This is a genomic window from Vermiculatibacterium agrestimuris, from assembly GCF_943193085.1.
Lineage (GTDB): Bacteria > Bacillota > Clostridia > Oscillospirales > Oscillospiraceae > Vermiculatibacterium > Vermiculatibacterium agrestimuris.
The window spans coordinates 69,191-90,250 of record NZ_CALPCU010000006.1 but is presented as its reverse complement, the minus strand read 5'-3'; the positions used below and the strand labels follow the sequence as shown (position 1 = coordinate 90,250).

Below are 21,060 nucleotides of genomic sequence, written 5' to 3'. Positions count from 1 at the left end.
GTATCAAGGAGCTTCAAGGCATCCAGAAAAGCGTACTTGGGGGCTGAACACATGAAAATCGTACTGGCGAGCATGGATATACTGTACCCCACTGACACCCCCCTCCCTTTTGGATGGGGGCTTTTCGGCGTTCCCCCTCTCTCCCCGTTTTTCCAAATTCCTCTCTTTCGGAGGTCTCTATGCAAAAGCTGCTCTCCGCCCTGTATGCCCTGCCTGAATTTCAACAGCTTGCCGCCGCCCTGGACAACGGTGCCTCCCCGGCCGCGGTCTCCGGTCTGGGCCTGGCCCACCGGGCCTGGTTCGCCGCGGCCATCCAGGCCCAGTCCGGGCGGCCGGTGGTGGTGCTGTGCGCCGACGAGGCGGACTGCCAGCGGCTCTCCGCCGACCTGAAGGCCCTCACCGGCAAGGAGATCCTGACCCTCCCCAGCCGGGAGTTCACCTTTCACAACGCCGCCGTGGTCTCCCGCCAGTGGGAGCACCGGCGGCTGGAGACCCTGTGGGCCATGTCCCAGGAGGACTTCGCCTTCCTGGTGGCCCCGGCGGAGGCCCTTTTGCAGCGCACCATGCCCCCCGCCCTTCTGCGCCGGGCGGGCCGGGTGCTGAAGGCGGAGGGGCAGTACGATCTGAACGAGCTGGCCGAAGCCCTCACCGCCGCGGGCTATACCCGCTGTGACCAGGTGGAGGGCGTGGGGCAGTTTGCCCTTCGGGGCGGCATCCTGGACTTTTTCTCCCCCGCCCATCCCCAGCCGGTGCGTATGGAATTTTTTGGAGATGACGTGGACTCCATGGGTCTTTTCGACCCCGCCACCCAGCGGCGCACCGAGCAGCTCCGCGAGGCCCGCCTTCTCCCCGCCGCCGAGGTGCTGCCCCAGCTCGCCCCCGGCGGTGCGGCCGCCCTGGCCAGAGCCCTCGACCAGCGGCTGGCCGCCCTGGTCAAAAAGGGGGTTGCCCCCGAGGCGCTGCTGGTCACCCTCCACCAGGACAAGGAGCTGCTGGAAAACGGCCTGTCCTTCCCCGCCGTAGACCGCTACCTGGCCCTCATCTACCCGGAGATGGCCACGGCGGCAGACTATCTGCCCGGCGACGCCACCGTCCTCATCAGCGAGTCCCCCCGGTTTATGGAGCGGTGCAAAAACTACCTGTGGCAGCTGAACGAGGACGTGACCGCCCTGGCGGAGAGCGGTCTTATGCTGGCCCAGCTGGGCCGGCTGTGCGCCACCGGGGAGGAGCTCACCGCCCAGCTCTCGGAGTGGCCGGTGGCCTACCTGGATTCCTTCCCCTCCTCCCAGTACCCCACCCGTCCCCGCTCGCTGCTGACTGTCACTGCCAAGCAGCTGCCCTCCTACGGCGTCAGCCTGGAGACCGCCGTCTCCGACCTCTCCCACTACCTCGCCTCCGGCTTCTCCGTGGTGGTTCTGGCGGGCTCGGAGCAGCGCTGCCTCAATCTCCAGACCCTCCTTCGGGAGCAGAAGGTGCGCTCGGCGGTGGATTTCAAGCTCTCCGCCCTTCCCCAGCCGGGCCAGGCGGTGATCTGCTGCGGCGGCCTCTCCTCCGGCGTAGAGCTGCCCACCATCAAGGTGGCCGTCCTCACTGAGGGCCAGGCCGCCCCGGCGAAGAAAAAGCGCGCCAAGGCCCCCACCAACCGGGAAAAGCTGCGCTCCTACGCCGACCTCTCCCACGGCGACCTGGTGGTTCACCGCCAGCACGGCATCGGCCGGTACCAGGGCATCGTCAAGATGCCTGTGGACGGGGTGGATAAGGACTATATGAAGATCGCCTACGCCGGGGCCGACGTGCTCTATGTCCCCGCCACCCAGCTGGACATGGTGAGCAAGTACATCGGCGGCGGCGAGGACGCCAACGAGACCAAAAAGCTCTCCCGCCTGGGGGGCGGCGACTGGGAGCGGCAGAAGTCCCGGGCCAAAAAGGCGGTGCAGGATCTGGCCAAGGGGCTCATCGAGCTCTACGCCCGGCGCCAGCGTCAGCCCGGCTTCGCCTTCTCCCCCGACTCCCCCTGGATGAAGGAGTTCGAGGAGGAGTTCGAGTACGCCGAGACCGCCGACCAGCTGCGCTGTGTGGCGGAGATCAAGCGGGACATGGAGCAGGACAAGCCCATGGACCGGCTCCTGTGCGGCGACGTGGGCTATGGTAAGACCGAGGTGGCCTTCCGGGCCATTATGAAGTGTGTGCTGGACGGCAAACAGGCCGCCATTCTGGTGCCCACCACCGTCCTGGCCCGCCAGCACTATCTCTCCGCCAAGCAGCGCTTCGCCAAGTACCCGGTAAACATCGAGGTCATTTCCCGCTTCCGCACCCCTGCCCAGATCAAGGCCACCCTGGCCCAGCTCTCCTCCGGAGGGGTGGATCTCCTCATCGGCACCCACCGGCTGCTTCAAAAGGACGTGCATTTCAAGGATCTGGGGCTTCTGGTGGTGGACGAGGAGCAGCGTTTCGGCGTCACCCACAAAGAGCGGCTCAAGGAGCTTAGCCGCCAGGTGGACGTGCTCACCCTCTCCGCCACCCCCATCCCCCGCACCCTGAACATGGCCCTGTCCGGCATCCGGGACATGTCCACTCTGGAAGAGCCTCCCCAGGATCGTCAGCCGGTGCAGACCTACGTCATGGAGCACGACTGGTCGGTGCTCTCCGACGCCATGCGCCGGGAGCTGGAGCGGGGCGGCCAGGTCTACTACCTCCACAATCGGGTGGAGACCATCGAGCGCACCGCCGCCCGCATCCAGGAGCTGCTGGGGGAGGACGCCGCGGTAACCACCGCCCACGGCAAGATGACCCAGGAGGAGCTGGGCGACGTGATGACCCGCTTCTCCCAGGGGGAGGTGGATGTGCTGGTGTGCACCACCATCATTGAAACGGGCATCGACATCCCCAACGTCAACACCCTCATCATCGAAAACGCCGACGCCATGGGCCTTGCCCAGCTCCACCAGATCCGGGGCCGGGTGGGCCGCTCCTCCCGCCGGGCCTTCGCCTACCTGACCTACCGCCGGGGCAAGGTGCTCACCGAGGTGGCCGCCAAGCGGCTGGGGGCCGTCCGGGAATTTGCCGAGTTCGGCTCCGGCTTCAAGATCGCCATGCGGGATCTGGAGATCCGGGGCGCGGGCAACGTGCTGGGGCCGGAGCAGTCCGGCTTTATGATGAGCGTGGGCTACGACATGTACCTCCAGCTGTTGGAGGAGGCGGTGCTCACCGAGCGGGGCGAAACGGCGGAAATTCCCGCCGAGTGCTCCGCCGACCTGACGGTGACCGCCTCCATCCCCGACCGGTACGTCCCCTCCCCGGAGCAGCGGATGGATCTCTACCGCCGCATCGCCCTCATCCGCACGGAAGCCGACGCCGACGACCTCACCGACGAGCTCATCGACCGCTACGGCGACCCGCCCCGGCCGGTGAACAACCTCATCGCCGTAGCCCTTCTCCGCTCTGACGCCGCCCGCTGCGGCGTCTCCGAGCTGGTGCAGAAGGGCAGCGGCCTGATCTTCTTCCTCTCCCGGTTCCAACTGCGGCAGGTCTCCAACCTGTGCGGCTCAGAACGCTGGAAGGGGCGCGTCCTCTTCTCTCCCGGAGAAAAACCCGCCCTCACCCTGCGCCTTCGCAAGGGAGAGGATCCCCTGAAGCTGGCCCGGGCGCTGGTGGAACAGTACGCAAAGGAGGGAGAAGCCTGATGGAGCACGAACGCTATATGGCCCGGGCCCTGGAGCTGGCCCGGGAGGCCCTGGCGGAGGACGAGGTGCCTGTGGGCTGCGTTATCGTCTGGTCTGACGGCCGCATCGTGGGCGAGGGGCGCAACCGCCGGGAGGCCGAGGGCAACGCCCTGGGCCACGCCGAGCTGGAGGCCATTCATATGGCCTGCCGCACCCTGGGGGGCTGGCGGCTCCACCAGGCCACCCTCTATGTCACTCTGGAGCCCTGCCCCATGTGCGCCGGGGCCATTCTGAACGCCCGCATCCCCAGGGTCTACTACGGCGCCAAGGACGAGCGCATGGGCGCCTGCGGCTCGGTTCTCAACCTCTTTGAGGAGGACTTCGGCCACCGCCCCCGCCTCTACCAGGGCCCCTGCCAGGAGGAGTGCGGCCGGCTTCTCCGGGCGTTTTTTACAAAAGTCCGGGAAAAATAGGCCCGTCCTTTGTATATTTAATACTTTTGTAACAAATTAGCGTTTACTTTTTAACAATCTCAGGGTAAAGTATTACCTGTAAAGAGGCAAACATCTTTTTTCATTCTATCCTCCAATCCTTTGCAAAGAGACAGCGGTTTTTACCGCTGTCTTTTTGTATCCCGGGGCCCTCGGGGCAGAAAATCCGCTTTTTTACAGGAAGATGACAAAAAATTTTTTAGATTTAATTCTTTTGTAACAGATTTTGGTTTGACTGTTCACAACTCTTGGGTATCATAATACTCGCAAGAGACAGTTTCTTTTCATTTCATTGTATCCTCTTTCCTTGCAACACGGGCCAGACGTCAGGAGCAGGCGTCTGGCCCGTGTTGTATTTTGGCCCATGATAAAACCGGCCCGCGTTTTCTTCTATTGTCCCCCACCCCGAAATATGGTATTATTGTCCTCCAACATACTTTTCCCCATCTTTTCCAAAGGAGAGATCGCCATGCTTCAAACCCTCCTCATCGCCTTGAGCCTGGCCATGGACGCCTTTGCCGTTTCCGTCTCCACCGGCATTGCCGTGCCCGGCTTCGGGCCCAGGCAGGCCGCCCGCATCGGGGCCTGGTGCGGTGTGTTTCAGTTCGTCATGCCCCTCGCCGGCTGGTTTTTGGGCTCCAGCGTCAAGGCCTATATCGAGTTCATCGACCATTGGATCGCCTTCGGCCTTCTGGCTTTCATCGGCGGCAGCATGATCCGGGAGGCCCTCTCCGGCGGCGAGGAGGCGGCGGTCACCGACCTTTCCCACCGGCGGCTGTTCCTTCTGGCTCTGGCCACCAGCATCGACGCCCTGGCCGTGGGGGTCACCCTGGCCTTTGACGAGAGTGTCAACATTCTCCTCTCCGCGGCTATTATCGGCGTGGTGGCCTTCGCCCTGGCCATGCTGGGCGGCCTGCTGGGCCGCCGCCTGGGCCGGCTGTTCCAGCGCCGGGCCACCCTTCTGGGCGGCGTGGTGCTGGTCTTCATCGGCGCGAAGATCCTCTTTGAGCACCTCTCCGCCGCCTGACCTCCCTCTCGCCTCCAGGCCGGCCGCCTTTGCTTGTTTTGCCAAGGGATTTCGGCGGGATCCCTTGGCGGCAATGCGGCGCTTGAACAGGGACGCCGAAAAATTCCCCCTTGACAGATGCAAAAAACAGTGATATCATAACGCACAAATCGAAACCTGATAGAGGCGCGGTTCTCATCAGTACCTCTCCGCAAGGCCAGACAGCCGCCGGGAGGGAAAGGGAGCGCCGCCGAAGGGGGAGCTTGGTGTCTGCCGGCTCCTTGCCTGGGCCGTCGGGGAATACCCGCCGGACTGTCACATGTATGTGAAGCGCTATCGAGGCTGGCCGGGGAGAGTTTATCCCTGGACATGTTGTTGTTTGCGGGCGCTTTTCATAGAAAAGCGCCCGCTTTTTATTGTTCGGGCGCAAGAGAAAGGATCTGGTCAAATGAGAACGAGAAAAAGACTTCTGTCTCTGATGGCGGTGCTGCTTATCCTCTGCGTCACCCTCATCACTCCCGTGCTGGCCGTGGGAGAAGACGCCGAGGCCGTCAGCCGGTTCTACAACACCCTCTGGGCCTTCCTGCCCCCGGTGATCGCCATCGTGCTGGCCCTCATCACAAAGGAGGCCTACTCCTCCCTGTTCATCGGCATCGTGGTGGGCGCCCTGCTCCACTGCAATTTTGCCCCTGTGGAGACCATGGACGCCATCATCAACGACGGTCTCATCACCGCCATCGCCGATAACGCCGGTATCTTCCTGTTCCTGGTCATACTGGGGGCCATCGTGGCTCTGGTCAACGCCGCCGGCGGCTCCGCCGCCTTTGGCCGCTGGGCGGAGAAGAACATCAAGACCCGGGTGGGGGCCATGCTCTCCACCTTCGTGCTGGGCATCCTGATCTTTATTGACGACTATTTCAACTGCCTTACCGTGGGCTCCGTCATGCGCCCTGTCACCGATGGCCACAAGATCTCCCGGGCCAAGCTGGCCTACCTCATCGACGCCACCGCCGCCCCTGTGTGCATGATCGCCCCCGTGTCCTCCTGGGCCGCCGCCGTCTCCGGCGTGGCCGCCGATCTGGACACCGGCGTCAGCGGCATCCAGCTCTTTGTCCAGGCCATCCCCTTCAACTTCTACTCCCTGCTCACCTTCGTGTTTATCGTGGGCATGGCCCTGATGAAGCTGGACTACGGCCCCATGCGCCAGCACGAGCTCACCGCCCAGCGTACCGGCGAGCTGGGCGCGCTGCCCACCGAGGACAACTCTGAGGGCAACCCCAAGGGCAGGGTCATGGATCTGATCCTCCCGGTGGTGGTACTCATTGTCTTCTGTATCATCGGCATGATCTACGTGGGCGGCTTCTGGGGCGATAACGCCGGCGACTTCATTGCCGCCTTTGGCGACACCGACGCCTTCGTGTCCCTGCCCTGGGGCGCCCTCATCGCCCTGGTGCTCACCATCGTCTATGTGGTGGCCCGCCGGCTGATGACCTTTAAGGCGGCCATGGCCTGCATCCCCAAGGGCTTCATCGCCATGGTGCCTCCCATCACCATCCTCACCCTGGCGGTGAGCCTGAAGACCATGACCGGTTACCTGGGGGCCGCCGAGTTTGTGGAGGCCGCCATGAAGGGCGCCTCCCAGCACCTCTACAGCCTGCTGCCCGCCGTGATCTTTGTGGTGGCCTGCTTCCTGGCCTTCGCCTCGGGCACCAGCTGGGGCACCTTCGGCATCCTGATCCCCATCGTCACCGCCATCTTCCCCACTGGCTCTACCCTGCTCACCGTGGGCATCTCCGCCTGCCTGGCGGGCGCGGTGTGCGGCGACCACTGCTCCCCCATCTCCGACACCACCATCATGGCCTCCGCCGGCGCCCAGTGCGACCACGTGACCCACGTGTCCACCCAGCTGCCCTACGCCATCACCGTGGCGGCGGTGAGCTTTGTCAGCTTCATCATCGCCGGCTTTGTTCCCAATATCTTTATCGCCCTGCCTGTAGCCGTCATCCTCATGATCGCCACCCTCTTTGTCATCAGGGCCAGCGTGAACAAGGCCGCCTGAGTTTCATCTCCCGCACACAAAAACAGGCCCTCTGCCGATCCGGCAGAGGGCCTGTTTTGATATGTTTCTGTATAAAATATCTGAAGTATTTCTTTTTGTTATCGTTTTTAGCAGAACTCCACTCCGTCCTCGCCCATGCTTTTGATCCTCGCCAGGGCCTCCACCCGGACGCCCTTGGCCCGGATGCGCTCTCCACCGCTCTGGAACGCCTTCTCAATGCAGATGCCGGCCCCCACCACGGCAGCCCCCGCCTCCCGGACGATCTGAATAAGGCCATCCAGCGCGGCTCCGTTGGCCAGAAAGTCGTCGATGATGAGCACCCGGTCTTCCGGCCGCAGGAACTCCTTGGCCACCATTACATCGTAGACCTTGCCGTGGGTGAAGGACTCCACCCTGGCGGTGTAGACGCCGCCGTCGATATTTTTGCTCTTGCTCTTCTTGGCAAAGAGGACGGGCACATCGAAATACTGCCCGGCAATGCAGGCGATGCCGATGCCGCTGGCCTCGATGGTCAGGATCTTCGTGACCCTCTCGTCGGCAAACAGGCGGAAAAATTCCTTCCCGATCTCGTTGTAGAGCCCCACATCGATCTGGTGGTTGAGAAAGCTGTCCACCTTCAATACCGCGCCATCCTCCCGGATCTTTCCGTCCCTTCGGATGCGCTCCTCCAGCAGCTTCATGCCCGTCCCTCCTCCGTTTCAATTGTTCTATTGTACAAAATTCGTCATAAAAAAGCAATCCCCCCGCTGTTGTATCATCGGCGGAAACCTGCTATAATAGCCAAAAATGGCTGTTATTCTTCCGGAAATGATAATAGCCGCTGCCGTTCTGTCCTTTTCTAAAGAAAATGCGGAGTTTTCCTCCGCCTTCCGAAAGGAGGCTCCTATGTCTCTCAAACACAAACTGACGCCCCTCCTCCTCTCCGCCGCGCTGGCCTTTACCTGCGCCCCGCCCGCTCGGGCCTACATCGATACCTCCGCCACCTGGGCGGCTGAGGCTATCGAAAAAGCCGCCCGGTACGGCCTGATGGAGGGCTATCCCGACGGCCGCTTCGGCGTGGGAGAGAACATGACCCGGGCCCAGTTCGTCACCGTGCTGTGCCGGATGTTCTCCTGGGAGGAGACGGACTACGACCAGTCCTTCCACCGGGACTGCGATGGCCACTGGGCCCAGGGCTATGTGGACGCCGCCGCCGATCACGGGGTGGAGGCCCACGGGGGCCTCTTCTTCCCCGACGACTACATCTCCCGCATGGAAATGGCCAAAATGCTGGTGCAGGCCCTGGGGTACGACTCCCTGGCCCAGTCCCTGCGCAATGTCGAGCTCCCCTTCCCCGACGTCACGGAGGACAAGGGCTACGCCGCCATCGCCTACGATCTGGGCATCCTCACCGGCGCGGAGCAGAAGGGCCAGCTCCAGTTCCTCCCCACCTTCTCCGCTCCCCGGGAGCAGGTGGCCGCCATGCTGGTGCGCTGTTATGAGCGGTACTACTCCCAGACCGACTGGCTCCACGCCTTTTACGCCACCTCCTCCTACTCCCAGCTCTCCCTCACCGACGCGCTGGATCACCTCAGCGTGGGCTGGGCCCGGCTGGAGCTGACCGAGGCGGGCGCCCCTCTGGTCAACAGCGAAGCCACCAGCGGCAATGACTGGGCCCGGCCCACAGGCGCCGACGAGGTCACCGCCTACTGGGATGCGCGGGATATTCCTTACAACCTCAACGTCTTTTCCTCCGCCTCCACCTTCGCCGGCGTGGTCGCAGCCTCCACCCAGGCCCAGGCGGTGGAGGCCCTGGTGGCCGCCGCTCAGCCCTATGCCGGCCTCACCATCGACTTCGAGGGCCTGCGCACCGAACACCGGGAGGCTTTTTCCGCTTTTATGGCCGACCTGCGCGCCGCCCTTCCCGACCATAAGCCCCTCTACGTCTGCGTCCAGCCCGACACCTGGTTTGGCGGCTTTGACTACCGTGCGCTGGGAGAGGTCTGCGACAAGGTGATCCTCATGGCCCATGACTACCAGTGGGCCTCCATCCCTGATTACTATTTGGGCACATCCAATACCTACTGCCCCGTGACGCCCCTGGATCAGATCTATACCGCCCTCCAGCACGTCACCGACCCGGACACCGGCGTTCAGGACAGATCCAAGCTGGCCCTGGCCATCTCCTTCAACACCACCGGCTTCCACGTGGATGAAAACGGCCTTCTGCTGGACACCACCTTCTACCATCCCGCCCCCTCCACTATCTCCAAGCGCATCGTCCAGCCCGACACAGTCTACTCCTGGGACGAGAGCAGCCACAACCCCTATATTGAATATACCATCGAGGACGGCGGGCACTATAAACTCTGGTACGAAAATACCCGCAGCGTGGCGGATAAGCTCCAGCTGGCCCGTTTGTTCGGCGTCACCGGCGTGTCCGTCTGGCGCCTTGGCATCATCCCCGACTATCCCGACGTTCCCAATTATAATGTCTGGTCTGTTTTCTCCCAGCGCTGAAATCGCCAAAAAGGAAAGAGGCTTTTGCCATGAAGCTCACCAAACAGAGCATGATCGAGTTTCTTCTTATGTCCCTGGGGGCCGCCCTGGTATCCATGGGGGTCTACTTTTTCAAATTCCCCAACCACTTCTCCACCGGCGGCGTCTCCGGTCTTTCCGTTCTGCTCGGCCATCTTATCCCCGCCTCATTTCTCTCCACCAGTACCATCAACTCCATTATTACCATCCTCTATCTCATTTTGGGTTTTCTCATGTTGGACAAGTCCTTTGGCTTCAAGACCGTCTACTGTTCCCTTTTCTACACCGTTCTCATCCAGATTTTCAGCTGGCTTCTCCCTATGGCCCGCCCCCTGACCGATCAAAAGCTGCTGGAGCTCCTCTTCGGCGTAGGTCTTCCCGCTATGGGCTCCGCCATTCTCTTTAATATTGGGGCCTCCACCGGCGGCAGCGATATCCTGGCTCTGATCCTGAAAAAGTACTCCGGCCTGGACGTGGGTCGGGCCCTTTTGCTCTGTGACGTTTTCATCGCCGGCAGCTCTTTGTTTGTTTTCGGCATCGAGACCGGCCTTTTCTCCCTTCTGGGGCTGGCCATCCATTCCACTCTGATCGACGGTGTCATCGAATCCCTCAACCGCAGAAAGTCCTTCACCGTGGTGACCCACACGCCCGACCCGATCTGCCACTATATCAACGAGGCTCTGGGCCGCGGAGCCACGGTTTGGAAGGCACAGGGCGCCTACACGCACCAGGAGCAGTACGTGATCCTTACCGCTCTCTCCCGCCATCAGGCGGTGCTCCTGCGGAACTTCCTCCGGCAGAACGACCCCCACGCCTTTATGCTCATCACCAACTCCAGCGAGATCTTCGGAAAAGGCTTCCTCCGGGCCTGACCCCACCCCTTCGGGGCGTGGGGACGTATTATCCGTAAGGCGGCAAAGCCGCCAACGGCTTATCAGCCCCACGCCTTTATGCTTATCACCAACTCCAGCGAAATCTTCGGAAAGGGCTTCCTCCGGGCCTGACCCCACCCTCCCCATCAGTTTCCGGCGGAAGTCCTTGAATCGCAGGGGCTCCCTCTTTTTCCTGTCCTTGTATCTACAAATGTCACCTGCCGAAGAAAAGGAAAATTTTTCCTCCCCGACGGTATTCCCCTTCTTTCCCTGTCTGGAAATGGTAAAATCTGGTTATCCAGACCAAACCATTGGGAAAGAAGGGTTTTTCATGCAATTCTTACGTAAGAAGGGGCTTTTCGAAAGCAACAAGGTACTCTCTCTGCCAATTTCCATTTTGGCCCCCAACCCCAACCAGCCCCGGCAGCACTTTTCCCAGCAGGGTCTGGAGGAGCTCTCCGAGAGCATTGCCCAGCACGGTATCCTCCAGCCCCTCTCCGTCCGCCGCTGCGCCAACGGCTACGAGCTCATTTCCGGGGAGCGTCGGCTTCGGGCTGCCCGGCTGGCCGGGCTCAGTGAGGTACCCTGTATCGTCGTCAATGTAGACCCCCAGGAGTCCTCCCTGCTGGCGCTCATTGAAAATGTCCAGCGGCGGGATCTGGACTTCTGGGAGGAGGCTCAGGCCCTCCAGGCCCTTATCGACGCTACCGGCCTGAGCCAGGAGGCGGTGGCCCGGCAGATCGGCAAGTCCCAGTCGGCGGTGGCCAACAAGCTGCGGCTGCTGAAGCTCTCTCCCGAGGCCGTAAAGCTTCTCCGCCGCTCCGGCCATACCGAACGCCACGCCCGGGCCCTTCTCCGCCTTCCCGCAGAGGCGCAGGAGGCTGCGGCCCATTATGTGGTGTCCCATGACCTGACCGTGGCCAAAACCGAGGAATATGTGGAGGCACTTCTCTCCCCTGCTCCCCGCAAGGCAAAGCCTACCTTTATATTAAAGGATGTGCGCCTTTTCCTCAACACCGTGACCCACGGTCTGAGCATGATGCAGTCCGCCGGGGTGCGGGCGGACTGCCAGCGGCAGGACACCGAGGAGGCCATCCTTCTCACCATCCGCATCCCCCGCCAGGCCGCCGCCGGATAAATTCGATCTCTCTGAAAAGTCTTCCATGTTTCACGTGAAACATGGAAGACTTCTTTTTTGTCTTTTTCTCTCTTCCCCTATTGAAAAGCGCCGGTTTTCTGAGTATAATAGATTTTACCACTTCAATTTTGACAAGAGAGGCTTTCACATATGGCGAAACGAATTGCAATCGTCAATCAAAAGGGCGGCGTCGGCAAGACCACTACCTGCGTAAATCTGGCCTCCGCCCTCCACAGCAAGGGCCAGCGCGTCCTGCTGTGCGACTTTGACCCCCAGGCCAACGCCACCTCCGGCGTGGGTGTGGACAAAACCACTGCCACCCCCAGCGTTTATGAGGTGCTCATCGATGGTGTGGAGTGCCGGAAGGCCATCACCTCCACCCCCTACTGCGACGTCCTGCCGGTCAACAAGTCCCTGGCGGGAGCGGGCATCGAGATGATCGGTATCCCTGACCGGGAGCACCTGCTGTGCAAGGCGCTGGACAGCGTGGCGGCGGACTATGACTTCATCCTCATCGACTGCCCCCCTTCCCTGGAGCTGCTTACCCTCAACGCCCTGTGCGCCGCCGACACCGTACTGGTGCCGGTACAGTGCGAATACTACGCGCTGGAGGGTCTCTCCGACCTGTTGAGCACCGTGCGCATCGTCAAACGTTCCCTCAATCCCAAGATCGGTATGGAGGGCGTGCTCCTCACCATGTACGACAGCCGCACCAATCTCTCCATGCAGGTGGCGGAGGAGGTCAAGCGCCACTTCCCCGGCCAGGTCTACGCCACGGTCATTCCCCGGACGGTGCGCCTCAGCGAGGCCCCCAGCCACGGCAAGCCCATCGACGCCTACGACCCCTACTCCAGGGGAACCGAAGCCTATTCCCTGCTGGCCAACGAGGTCATCGGAAGAAATAAGTAATGTTTCACGTGAAACAGAAAGGAAGCATTTTATGGCCGCAAAGAAAATTGACAATAAGGGCCTGGGCAAGGGCCTTGGCGCTCTGCTGGGGGACGCCGTCCTTCAGGATGCAAAAGAGGGTCAGGGTTCCCTGTTCCTCCCCATCTCTCAGGTACAGCCCGGGCTGAATCAGCCCCGGAAATATTTTGATGACGAGGCTCTGGCCGATCTCAGCGACTCCATCCGCGTCCACGGCATTATCCAGCCTCTCACCGTCCGCCGCCTGGCCTCCGGCTATTATCAGATCATTGCCGGTGAGCGGCGGTGGCGGGCGGCCAAGCTGGCGGGGCTGAAGGAAGTCCCGGCCGTGGTCATCGAGGCCGACGACCGGAAGGTCATGGAGCTGGGCCTGATCGAGAATCTCCAGCGGCAGGACTTGAACCCCATTGAGGAGGCCAACGGCTACAAGGTTTTGATGAAGGACTTCGGCATGAGCCAGGAAGAAGTGGCCCAGCGGGTGGGCAAATCCCGGCCCGCCATCGCCAACGCCACCCGGCTGCTCTCCCTGCCCGATCCGGTGCAGGAGCTTTTGGAGCAGGGCCGGCTCTCCGCCGGTCACGCCCGGGCCCTTCTCGGCGCCCCCTCCTCCTCCCAGCAGAGAAATCTGGCCCAGCGGGCGGTGGACGAGGATCTGTCCGTGCGGCAGGTGGAGGAGGCCGTGCGGCGAATGCTCCGGGAGGAGGCCGCGGAAGAGACTCCCAAAAAGGCCAAGGACGCCGACCCGCATAAAATTTACCGGGACTCCGTGGAGAAGGAGCTGTCCAGCCGCTTCGGCCGGAAGGTGGCCATCCACCAGGGGGCCAAAAAGGGCCGGCTGGAGTTCGAATACTACGATGAGGACGACCTGAACGCCCTGCTGGATCTTTTGGAGCAGGTCAAGGCCGGCCCGAAGGGAGGGGCCGTGGGTTGAGCCGACAGGAACCGGAAGCCACACAGCAGCCCCGCCCCCGGCGATCCCGCCAGTCCCGGCGATCCCCGGTAATGGGCTATCTGGTCATTCTCTTCGCCGTGGCCTTCCTGCTGCTGCTCTGGGCCTATTTTCAGCAGCAGCGCAGCAACACCGAGACCACCGACGCCCTAAAGCAGTCCGCCTCGGCGGTGCAGTCCATCCAGGATCTCATCGCCAGCAATGATGCGTTGCGGGAGGAAAACCAGGCTCTGAAGGAGCAGCTCGCGCAGCTGGAGAGCCAGTTGACCGACGCTAAGGAGACCATTGATGCGGCAGAGCGCTACGCTGACGCCCAGGAGGCGGGAATGAAGGCCATGGACTACTTCTGGCAGATCGACGAAGCCTATGTTCGTCAGCGCTATAACCTCTGCCGCCAGCTGATCCAGGAGCTGAAGGACGTAGGTCTTGAGAGCTTCCTGCCCAGCACAAAGGCCACCGACAACGACCGCTACTCTCCCCTGGAACGATACAATGAAATCTACAATGCCCTGTATTGAGGGAAATTTAAAATGAGGTGTTAACAATGCTGGACATCAAATTTGTTCGGGAAAATCCCGACGCGGTAAAGGAAAATATCAAGAAGAAATTTCAGGACGCCAAGCTCCCCCTGGTGGATGAGGTCATCGCCCTGGACAAGGAAAACCGGGAGACCATCCAGGCCGCCCAGGATCTGCGCACCGCCCGGAACCAGAAGTCCAAGCAGGTGGGCGCGCTCATGGGCCAGGCCAAAAAGTCCGGGGACGAGTCTCTGCTTCAGCAGGCCGAGGCCCTGAAGGCGGAGGTCTCCGCTGACGCCGACACCCTCTCCGCCCTGGAGGCCAAGGAGACCGAGCTGGCGGAAAAGATCCGCCGCATCATGCTCCAGATCCCCAACATCATCGACCCCTCTGTGCCCATCGGCCCCGACGACTCCGCCAACGTGGAGGTGGAGCGGTTCGGAGAGGCCGTGGTGCCTGCGTTTGACATCCCCTACCACACCGAGATCATGGAGCGCTTTGACGGCATCGACATGGACGCCGCCGGCCGGGTGTCCGGCGCCGGGTTCTACTACCTGCTGGGGGACATTGCCCGGCTTCATGAGGCGGTTCTGGCCTACGGTCGGGACTTTATGATCTCCAAGGGCTTCACCTACTGCATCCCCCCCTTCATGATCCACGGCAACGTGGTGGAGGGCGTTATGAGCCAGACCGATATGGACGCCATGATGTATAAGATCGAGGGGGAAGACCTCTACCTCATCGGTACCTCTGAGCACTCCATGATCGGCCGGTTCATCGACCAGATCATCCCCGAGGCCAAGCTGCCCCAAACCCTCACCTCCTACTCCCCCTGCTTCCGCAAGGAGAAGGGCTCCCACGGCATCGAGGAGCGGGGCGTGTACCGCATCCACCAGTTTGAAAAGCAGGAGATGATCGTGGTCTGCAAGCCTGAGGAGAGCCGCGACTGGTATGAGAAGCTGTGGCGGTACTCCGTGGAGCTTTTCCGCAACTTTGATATCCCCGTGCGGCAGCTGGAGTGCTGCTCCGGCGACCTGGCCGACCTGAAGATGAAGTCCTGCGACATCGAGGCCTGGAGCCCCCGGCAGCAGAAATATTTTGAGGTCTGCTCCTGCTCCAATCTGGGCGACGCCCAGGCCCGGAGATTGAAGATCCGCTACAAGGACGCCGACGGTAAGATCCAGCTGGCCCACACCCTCAACAATACCTGCGTGGCCCCTCCCCGGATGCTCATCGCCCTGCTGGAGAACAACCTGCAGCCGGACGGCAGCGTGAAGATCCCCGAGGTGCTCTGGCCCTATATGGGCGGCACCAAGGTGCTTACCCCCAAACAGTAAGAATATATTCTGTAAAGCACTTTTGCCTTACGGAAGGCGAGTCGTTTTCTTTCGTCCTCGAACATTTCTTTCGCCCAGTCGCGACCCTTTACTTTGGAACGGAGGGTTCTTCAGATGAAGCGAGTCCTTTCTGTAGTTTTTTCTTTTGCGATTACTCTTTGTTGTCTCTCCCCTGCTTTGGCCACAGAGAGCGCCGGATTTTCCGACGTGTCCCAGGAGGACTGGTTCGCTCCCTATGTGGAGGTCTGCGTGGAAAAGGGGCTTATGCAGGGGACGGGCGAGGGAAAATTTGAGCCGGAGCGGGTCTTGACCTGCGCCGAGAGCGCCACGCTGGCCGCCCGGCTGGGCCAGCTGGGGGAGGCGGGGCAGGCCGCTTTTCTCCCCGCGCCGGAGGCTTGGGGCCAGCTGACCCTCACCCTGGAGGACGGCGCCGAATTCTTCTTTTTCAGCCCGGAGTTCCGTCTCAACCCCGTACCCATGTCGGCCGTTCTGCTGATCCGGCCCGGCGAGACAAAGGCCCCTGATCTCCGTGACTGGGAGGAGGGCTCCCAGCATGAGGTGACCGTGACGGCGGGGGAGTGCGCCCCTGTGGCCGGGACGGCCAGCTGGTACGGCGGCGGCCTGCACTTTCACCCCGCCGAGTATGACGAGGACTACTACGCCATGCTGGATTGGGTCGGCGCCTATCAGACCCTCCCCGGGCCGGGGGACTGGTTCCGGGACGCCGCATACTGCCTGGAGGCCCACGGCCTGCTGACGCAGCGCCCTTTTGAGTTCCAGTACGCGGGCCGGGAGAGCCAGGCCAGCCGCCAGGGCTTTGTGCTGGATCTGAACCGGACAGTGGGCGGGCTGGTGGAACGGCTGGAGGCCGTCAACAGCATCTCCACCTTCCCCGACGCCTCGGCGTTTACCTCCGACCAGAAGGCGGCCATTTTGGCCTTTTACAACGCCGGCATCCTCACCGGGGTAGACGGCGAGGGCACCTTCTCCGGAGAGGGCACCCTCACCCGGGCGGAGGCCGCCGCCATGGCGGCCCGGATCGTGGAGCCCTCCCTGCGTATCGCCCTTGCGCCGGAAGAGGATGCCGGGGTCACCCCCTTTGAGGAAGATGGCCTTTATGGGCTGAAGGACGCCGCGGGAACGGTGCGTATTCCCGCCCAGTACGCCTACCTGGTCGTGGAAGAGGATGGCGCTGTCATTGTCACGGATCAAAAGGGCAACAAGGGAATTTTGGATACGGAGGGAAATGTGGTGCTCCCCTGCCTCTATCCCCGTATCTACAACTCCCCTGACGAGGAGGGCCTTGTAGTGGTCGGCAGTGCCGGAGACTATGCAAGCCCGCTCCACTACAACGGGAAAAAGGGCATGATCAACACTCAGGGAGACGTGGTCATCCCCTTGGAATATGACTTCCTTACTCCCTTTGAGAACGGACAGGCCAGCTTCTTGCGGCGCAGCGGCGGGGAGATGGTCTTCGGCCATCTGCGCCCGGACGGCGCCGAGCTCCCCCTGACCGCCGAAGAGGTCACCCAGGACGACCCGCTCTACATGGCGCTCTATATGCTGGGCCTGATGGGATCACAAGAATAAATAACAGAAAAAGGAGACCGGACATGGCAGAAAAGAAAGGATTTTGGGGCGAATTTAAGGAGTTCATCGCCCGGGGCAATGTGATGGATATGGCCGTGGGCGTCATCATCGGCGGCGCCTTTGGCAAAATCAGCACGTCCCTGGTCAACGACGTCATTATGCCCGCCGTCTCCATGCTCACCGGCGGCGTGGATTTCAGCGGCTGGCGGCTGGTGCTCAAGGAGGCGGTGGTGGAAAACGGCGAGGAGATCGCCGCGGCGGTGGCTATCAATTACGGCAGCTTCCTGGCCACCATCCTGGACTTCCTCATCATCGCCTTTGCCGTGTTCTGCCTCATCAAGGGCATCAATTCCATGCACCGCAAGAAGGAGGAGGCCCCCGCCGAGCCTGCGCCCGAGCCCGTCCCCGAGCCCTCCGCGGAGGAGACCCTGCTCACCGAGATCCGCGACCTGCTCAAAGAAAAAGCCCAGTGACCATGAGGCGAACACGATTCGTAATTTTATCCCTCATTATTACTCTTTGTTGCCTTTTTCCCGCCTTTGGGGCGGAGGAGCAGAGCTTTTCCGACGTGTCCCCGGAGGACTGGTTTGCTCCCTATGTGGAGGTCTGCGTGGAGGAGGGGCTGATGGACGGCGTGGGCGGGGGCCGCTTTGCGCCTGACCGGGAGCTGACCCTGACGGAGGCCATGGTGCTCGCCGCCCGGCTCCACGCCCGAAGCGCCGGAGAGGCGCTGCCCCGGCATGCCCTGCCCGCCGATCCCAACGACCTGGCGCGCATCTGCGACGAGACGGGGGCCCAGGTGGGGAATTTTGCCGATATCCAGGTCACTATGATGAGCGCCCCCAGGCAGCCCATGTTCCTGTGCTTCGGGGACGATCTGCTGGAACGGGTGGGCACCCAGGCCCACTTGACCCTGACCGTCGACGTGCGGGGGCTGGGGTACTACACCTCCTTTCGGGACAGGTTCCAGGAACGGGCCTTTGTCCATGAGAGCGTGGGCTACGAGGAGCACCTGCGGCAGTCGGGAGAGCTGGAGCAGGGCTACGCCTTTGCCCAGGAGGAGGACCTGTGGCCCCTTCTCATGGGCCTCACCCATTACCTGGAGAGCAACGGGGACTTTTACCGCTCCATGGTAAACAACTGGTGGCGGGACGAAAATCTCTATCTGGTGGAACTGTCGGCGGTGGGGGCCATCGCCGATCCCCTGTCCAGCCTGGAAAGCGCCTGGACGGCAGACGAATACCTGCTGTATCTGGCCCACACGGAGGGCCGCACCTGGGAGGAGCTGGCCCTACTGGATCAGGAGGAATTCCTGTCCTGGCCCTGCTTCCGGGGAGATCTCGCCGCCTTTATCTGGGCCGTCACCGGCCCAGAGCACTGCTCTCCCCTCTATGACCGAATACCTCCCGACACCGATTCAGAGGCCGCTATCGCCCTCTACCAGGCAGGTATCTTTACCGGTGTGGATGAGCAGGGCATCTTCCACCCTCTGGGACGGCTCACCCGGGCCCAGGCGGCGGCGGTGCTGGCTCGCGTTCTGCGGCCGGAGCTGCGCGCCGGAGCATAAGCGGCATATCGTATTTCTGAAAAAAGGAGGCGAAGGGCCTTGGAGGACAAAGACCTGGAGCAGCAGACACAGCCGGCCGAGCCGGTCAAATACGCCACCCCCATGCAGCGGCTGTGGGCCTGGGTGGGCGTGGTGTACATGGTCATTCTGGTGCTTCTGAGCACCTATGCCCTGTCCCACGGCGCCTATCTCCGGGGCATTGGCGGCATGATGCTCTCCCCCGCCCTGTGCGGGCTGGGCGCCTCCACCATCCTGCGCTACCGCCAGGGCAAGGGCCGGGGCGGCCTTCTGCCCTGCGTGGCCATTGCCGGGGCAGCCTTTTTGCTGGCCCTGGCAGGGCTGATAAAGGGCGTGTGCGCCATTTGGGTACAGCTATGATGGAGGCGATAAAAACGCTTCTGGCCCAAGGGCTGCGGGAAATGGGCCTCACGCCCCCTGAGGGGGCGGTGGACAAGCTGTGCCGGTACGGAGAGCTTCTTTTGGAGCAGAACCAGGTAATGAACCTGACCGCCATCACCGATCCCGCGGGGGTGACCCAGCTGCATTTCCTGGACTCGGCGGCAGTGCTGACCCATGCGGGCGTGTCTCTGGCGGGAAAGTCCGTCGTCGACGTGGGCACCGGGGCCGGGTTTCCCGGCATGGTGCTGAAGATCCTGGAGCCCTCCCTCTCCCTCACCCTGGTGGACAGCCTGGGTAAGCGGGTACACTGGCTGGCGGCGGTCTGTGAAGCTCTTTCCCTCGACGGCGTTCGGTGCCTCCACGCCCGGGCGGAGGAGCTGGCCCTGGAGCCGGGGTACCGGGACGCTTTCGATATCGCCGCCTCCCGGGCGGTGGCGGCCTTCCCTGCCCTGTGCGAGCTGTGCCTGCCCTATGTAAAGCCCGGCGGCGTGTTTCTGGCCATGAAGAGCGTGGACAGCGCCGAGGAGACCGCCGCGGGGGAAACCGCCGTGAAGCGGCTGGGCGGCAGGCTTTTGGACAGCATAGACTACCAGATCCCCGGCACGGAGGTGTCCCACCGGCTGGTGCGGGTGGAGAAGGCCGCGCCCACGCCAAAGGGCCTGCCCCGGAGCTGGGGAAAGATCAAAAAGGCGCCGCTGTAAATTTTAACAAATCTTTCTTGTGTTCTCGGGGCAAAATTGCAAAAAGACATTGCTTGTCTATTCGATCCCGTGCTATAATGAACTGGATAGAGGGAGGTTTTGGAATGTCTGCTGTGATCGCCGTCACCTCCGGCAAGGGGGGGACGGGAAAGACCTCTCTCACCGGCGCGGTGGGCTCCTGTCTGGCCGCTTTGGGCCACCCCACGTTATGCATCGACATGGACGTGGGTCTGCGGAACTTAGACCTGTCCCTGGGCCTGGCCGACCGGGCCCTCATGGACTTTACTGATGTGCTCCAGGGCCGGTGTCCTCTGGAACAGGCCGTGGTGGAGCACCCGGAGATCCCGGGGCTCTTTCTCCTCACCGCCCCCCTGACTCTGGGAGATCCCATCCAGGCCAGTCAGATGCGCGACCTTCTGCGCTCTGCCCGGCGGAAATATGAGTTTATCCTGCTGGACGCGCCGGCGGGACTGGGCGAGGGGTTCCGGCTGGCGGTGTGCGGGTGCGACCGGGCCATCGTGGTCTCCACCACCGACGCCTCCGCCCTGCGGGACGCCCAGCGGACGGTGACGGAGCTTTCCCACCTGGTCAGCCAGATCCATCTGGTGGTGAACCGGGTGCAGCCCAAGCTGCTGAAAAAGCTGCAGTTTACCATCGACGACGCCATGGACGCCGCCGGACTGCCCCTGCTGGGCGTGGTGCCTGAGGACAGCCAGGTGATGCTTGCCGCCAACCAGGGCATGCCCCTGATCCTCCGTGCCAGCAAGGGCGCGGCTATCGGTTACCGAAACATCGCCCTGCGGCTTTTGGGGCAGCGGGTGCCGGTAATGCGGATACGGTAAAAGGAGCGTTTCGCTCCCGTCTTTTTACTCCTGTCAAGAAGGAAGGGATTCATTATGAATATCGCGCTGCTCAGCCATGACCGAAAAAAGGAATTGATGGTGCAATTCTGCATTGCCTATTCCGGTATTCTGGCCAAGCACCAGATCTGCGCCACCGCCACCACCGGCCGTGTGGTGGGCGAGGCCACCGGTCTGCCCATCACCCTCTACCTCTCTCACGAGCACGGGGGAAGTCAGCAGATCGGCGCCCGCATCGCCTACAACGAGATCGATATGGTGCTCTTCTTCACCGATCCACAATCCCACAACCTGGACGCCGACCTGGACTACATCACCCGGCTGTGCGACCAGTACAACGTCCCCTTTGCCACCAATGTAGCCTCCGCCGAAATGCTCATTATGGGCCTGGCCCGGGGCGACCTGGATTGGCGGGACGCGGTGAAGCCCGGCCCCACCCCCTTCTACGCTTGACATCTCAGGGATCT

Annotated in this window: 19 protein-coding genes and 1 riboswitch; of the genes, 18 read left to right on the top strand and 1 reads right to left on the bottom strand. The window is 62.2% G+C overall.

Annotated elements, in window-relative coordinates; translation table 11 throughout:
* Positions 1-179: 179 nt before the first annotated feature.
* From mfd to NFR87_RS03435, 4 genes are all read left to right on the top strand, one after another.
* Positions 180-3,683 (top strand): transcription-repair coupling factor, encoded by a 3,504-nt coding sequence (gene mfd, locus NFR87_RS03450; protein ID WP_251446395.1) that lies wholly within the window; start codon positions 180-182, stop codon positions 3,681-3,683.
* Positions 3,683-4,135, top strand: coding sequence for a nucleoside deaminase (locus NFR87_RS03445; protein ID WP_251446393.1), 453 nt, complete (start codon positions 3,683-3,685; stop codon positions 4,133-4,135). The genes mfd and NFR87_RS03445 overlap by 1 nt, the downstream gene beginning before the upstream one ends.
* 487 nt (positions 4,136-4,622) lie before the next feature.
* Positions 4,623-5,180 carry a manganese efflux pump MntP gene (locus tag NFR87_RS03440; RefSeq protein WP_251446390.1) on the top strand — a complete coding sequence of 186 codons (558 nt, stop codon included), beginning with the start codon at positions 4,623-4,625 and terminating at the stop codon, positions 5,178-5,180.
* Between the two features lie 152 nt (positions 5,181-5,332).
* A riboswitch (Lysine riboswitch) is annotated at positions 5,333-5,503 on the top strand.
* 104 nt (positions 5,504-5,607) lie between these two features.
* The gene (locus tag NFR87_RS03435) at positions 5,608-7,218 is read left to right on the top strand and encodes a Na+/H+ antiporter NhaC family protein (RefSeq protein WP_251446387.1); all 1,611 of its coding nucleotides are present in this window, start codon (positions 5,608-5,610) and stop codon (positions 7,216-7,218) included.
* Between the two features lie 107 nt (positions 7,219-7,325).
* On the opposite strand, the gene NFR87_RS03430 is transcribed toward NFR87_RS03435, so the two are convergent.
* On the bottom strand, positions 7,326-7,898 hold the full coding sequence (locus NFR87_RS03430) for a xanthine phosphoribosyltransferase (RefSeq protein WP_251446384.1): 573 nt from the start codon (positions 7,896-7,898) through the stop codon (positions 7,326-7,328).
* 205 nt (positions 7,899-8,103) lie between these two features.
* Between NFR87_RS03430 and NFR87_RS03425 the strand changes: the two genes are divergently transcribed.
* The 14 genes from NFR87_RS03425 (at position 8,104) to NFR87_RS03360 (ending at position 21,046) form a co-directional block, all read left to right on the top strand.
* A complete protein-coding gene (locus NFR87_RS03425; protein WP_251446381.1) occupies positions 8,104-9,717 on the top strand; it encodes an S-layer homology domain-containing protein in 1,614 nt (537 codons plus the stop codon).
* Between the two features lie 29 nt (positions 9,718-9,746).
* On the top strand, positions 9,747-10,607 hold the full coding sequence (locus tag NFR87_RS03420) for a YitT family protein (RefSeq protein WP_251446378.1): 861 nt from the start codon (positions 9,747-9,749) through the stop codon (positions 10,605-10,607).
* A gap of 331 nt (positions 10,608-10,938) precedes the next feature.
* Positions 10,939-11,745, top strand: coding sequence for a ParB/RepB/Spo0J family partition protein (locus tag NFR87_RS03415; RefSeq protein WP_251446375.1), 807 nt, complete (start codon positions 10,939-10,941; stop codon positions 11,743-11,745).
* 150 nt (positions 11,746-11,895) lie between these two features.
* On the top strand, positions 11,896-12,654 hold the full coding sequence (locus NFR87_RS03410) for a ParA family protein (protein WP_251446373.1): 759 nt from the start codon (positions 11,896-11,898) through the stop codon (positions 12,652-12,654).
* 31 nt (positions 12,655-12,685) lie between these two features.
* Entirely contained in the window at positions 12,686-13,603 is a 918-nt protein-coding gene (locus tag NFR87_RS03405; protein ID WP_251446370.1) for a ParB/RepB/Spo0J family partition protein, read from the top strand.
* A complete protein-coding gene (locus tag NFR87_RS03400) occupies positions 13,600-14,139 on the top strand; it encodes a hypothetical protein (RefSeq protein WP_251446368.1) in 540 nt (179 codons plus the stop codon). Before NFR87_RS03405 ends, NFR87_RS03400 begins: the two co-directional genes overlap by 4 nt.
* A 26-nt stretch (positions 14,140-14,165) precedes the next feature.
* Complete coding sequence (serS, locus tag NFR87_RS03395) at positions 14,166-15,476, top strand: serine--tRNA ligase (protein ID WP_251446366.1); 1,311 nt, start codon at positions 14,166-14,168, stop codon at positions 15,474-15,476.
* Positions 15,477-15,590: 114 nt separating this feature from the next.
* Positions 15,591-17,066 (top strand): S-layer homology domain-containing protein, encoded by a 1,476-nt coding sequence (locus NFR87_RS03390; protein WP_251446363.1) that lies wholly within the window; start codon positions 15,591-15,593, stop codon positions 17,064-17,066.
* Between the two features lie 23 nt (positions 17,067-17,089).
* Positions 17,090-17,539: a large-conductance mechanosensitive channel protein MscL gene (mscL, locus tag NFR87_RS03385; RefSeq protein WP_251446360.1), complete on the top strand. Its 450-nt coding sequence runs from the start codon at positions 17,090-17,092 to the stop codon at positions 17,537-17,539.
* Positions 17,540-17,541: 2 nt separating this feature from the next.
* Positions 17,542-18,633: an S-layer homology domain-containing protein gene (locus tag NFR87_RS03380; protein WP_251446357.1), complete on the top strand. Its 1,092-nt coding sequence runs from the start codon at positions 17,542-17,544 to the stop codon at positions 18,631-18,633.
* A gap of 39 nt (positions 18,634-18,672) precedes the next feature.
* Positions 18,673-19,011, top strand: a complete 339-nt coding sequence (locus tag NFR87_RS03375) for a hypothetical protein (RefSeq protein WP_251446354.1) — start codon at positions 18,673-18,675, stop codon at positions 19,009-19,011.
* Positions 18,996-19,733, top strand: a complete 738-nt coding sequence (rsmG, locus tag NFR87_RS03370) for a 16S rRNA (guanine(527)-N(7))-methyltransferase RsmG (RefSeq protein WP_251446351.1) — start codon at positions 18,996-18,998, stop codon at positions 19,731-19,733. The genes NFR87_RS03375 and rsmG overlap by 16 nt, the downstream gene beginning before the upstream one ends.
* A 104-nt stretch (positions 19,734-19,837) precedes the next feature.
* Entirely contained in the window at positions 19,838-20,575 is a 738-nt protein-coding gene (minD, locus tag NFR87_RS03365; protein ID WP_251446348.1) for a septum site-determining protein MinD, read from the top strand.
* A 54-nt stretch (positions 20,576-20,629) separates the two neighbouring features.
* The gene (locus tag NFR87_RS03360) at positions 20,630-21,046 is read left to right on the top strand and encodes a methylglyoxal synthase (protein WP_251446345.1); all 417 of its coding nucleotides are present in this window, start codon (positions 20,630-20,632) and stop codon (positions 21,044-21,046) included.
* Positions 21,047-21,060: the final 14 nt, after the last annotated feature.

Coding starts and splice junctions, on each gene's coding strand:
- mfd (WP_251446395.1), top strand. CDS start 180: ATGCAAAAGCTGCTCTCCGCCCTGTATGCCCTGCCTGAATTTCAACAG.
- NFR87_RS03445 (WP_251446393.1), top strand. CDS start 3,683: ATGGAGCACGAACGCTATATGGCCCGGGCCCTGGAGCTGGCCCGGGAG.
- NFR87_RS03440 (WP_251446390.1), top strand. CDS start 4,623: ATGCTTCAAACCCTCCTCATCGCCTTGAGCCTGGCCATGGACGCCTTT.
- NFR87_RS03435 (WP_251446387.1), top strand. CDS start 5,608: ATGAGAACGAGAAAAAGACTTCTGTCTCTGATGGCGGTGCTGCTTATC.
- NFR87_RS03430 (WP_251446384.1), bottom strand. CDS start 7,898: ATGAAGCTGCTGGAGGAGCGCATCCGAAGGGACGGAAAGATCCGGGAG.
- NFR87_RS03425 (WP_251446381.1), top strand. CDS start 8,104: ATGTCTCTCAAACACAAACTGACGCCCCTCCTCCTCTCCGCCGCGCTG.
- NFR87_RS03420 (WP_251446378.1), top strand. CDS start 9,747: ATGAAGCTCACCAAACAGAGCATGATCGAGTTTCTTCTTATGTCCCTG.
- NFR87_RS03415 (WP_251446375.1), top strand. CDS start 10,939: ATGCAATTCTTACGTAAGAAGGGGCTTTTCGAAAGCAACAAGGTACTC.
- NFR87_RS03410 (WP_251446373.1), top strand. CDS start 11,896: ATGGCGAAACGAATTGCAATCGTCAATCAAAAGGGCGGCGTCGGCAAG.
- NFR87_RS03405 (WP_251446370.1), top strand. CDS start 12,686: ATGGCCGCAAAGAAAATTGACAATAAGGGCCTGGGCAAGGGCCTTGGC.
- serS (WP_251446366.1), top strand. CDS start 14,166: ATGCTGGACATCAAATTTGTTCGGGAAAATCCCGACGCGGTAAAGGAA.
- NFR87_RS03390 (WP_251446363.1), top strand. CDS start 15,591: ATGAAGCGAGTCCTTTCTGTAGTTTTTTCTTTTGCGATTACTCTTTGT.
- mscL (WP_251446360.1), top strand. CDS start 17,090: ATGGCAGAAAAGAAAGGATTTTGGGGCGAATTTAAGGAGTTCATCGCC.
- NFR87_RS03380 (WP_251446357.1), top strand. CDS start 17,542: ATGAGGCGAACACGATTCGTAATTTTATCCCTCATTATTACTCTTTGT.
- minD (WP_251446348.1), top strand. CDS start 19,838: ATGTCTGCTGTGATCGCCGTCACCTCCGGCAAGGGGGGGACGGGAAAG.
- NFR87_RS03360 (WP_251446345.1), top strand. CDS start 20,630: ATGAATATCGCGCTGCTCAGCCATGACCGAAAAAAGGAATTGATGGTG.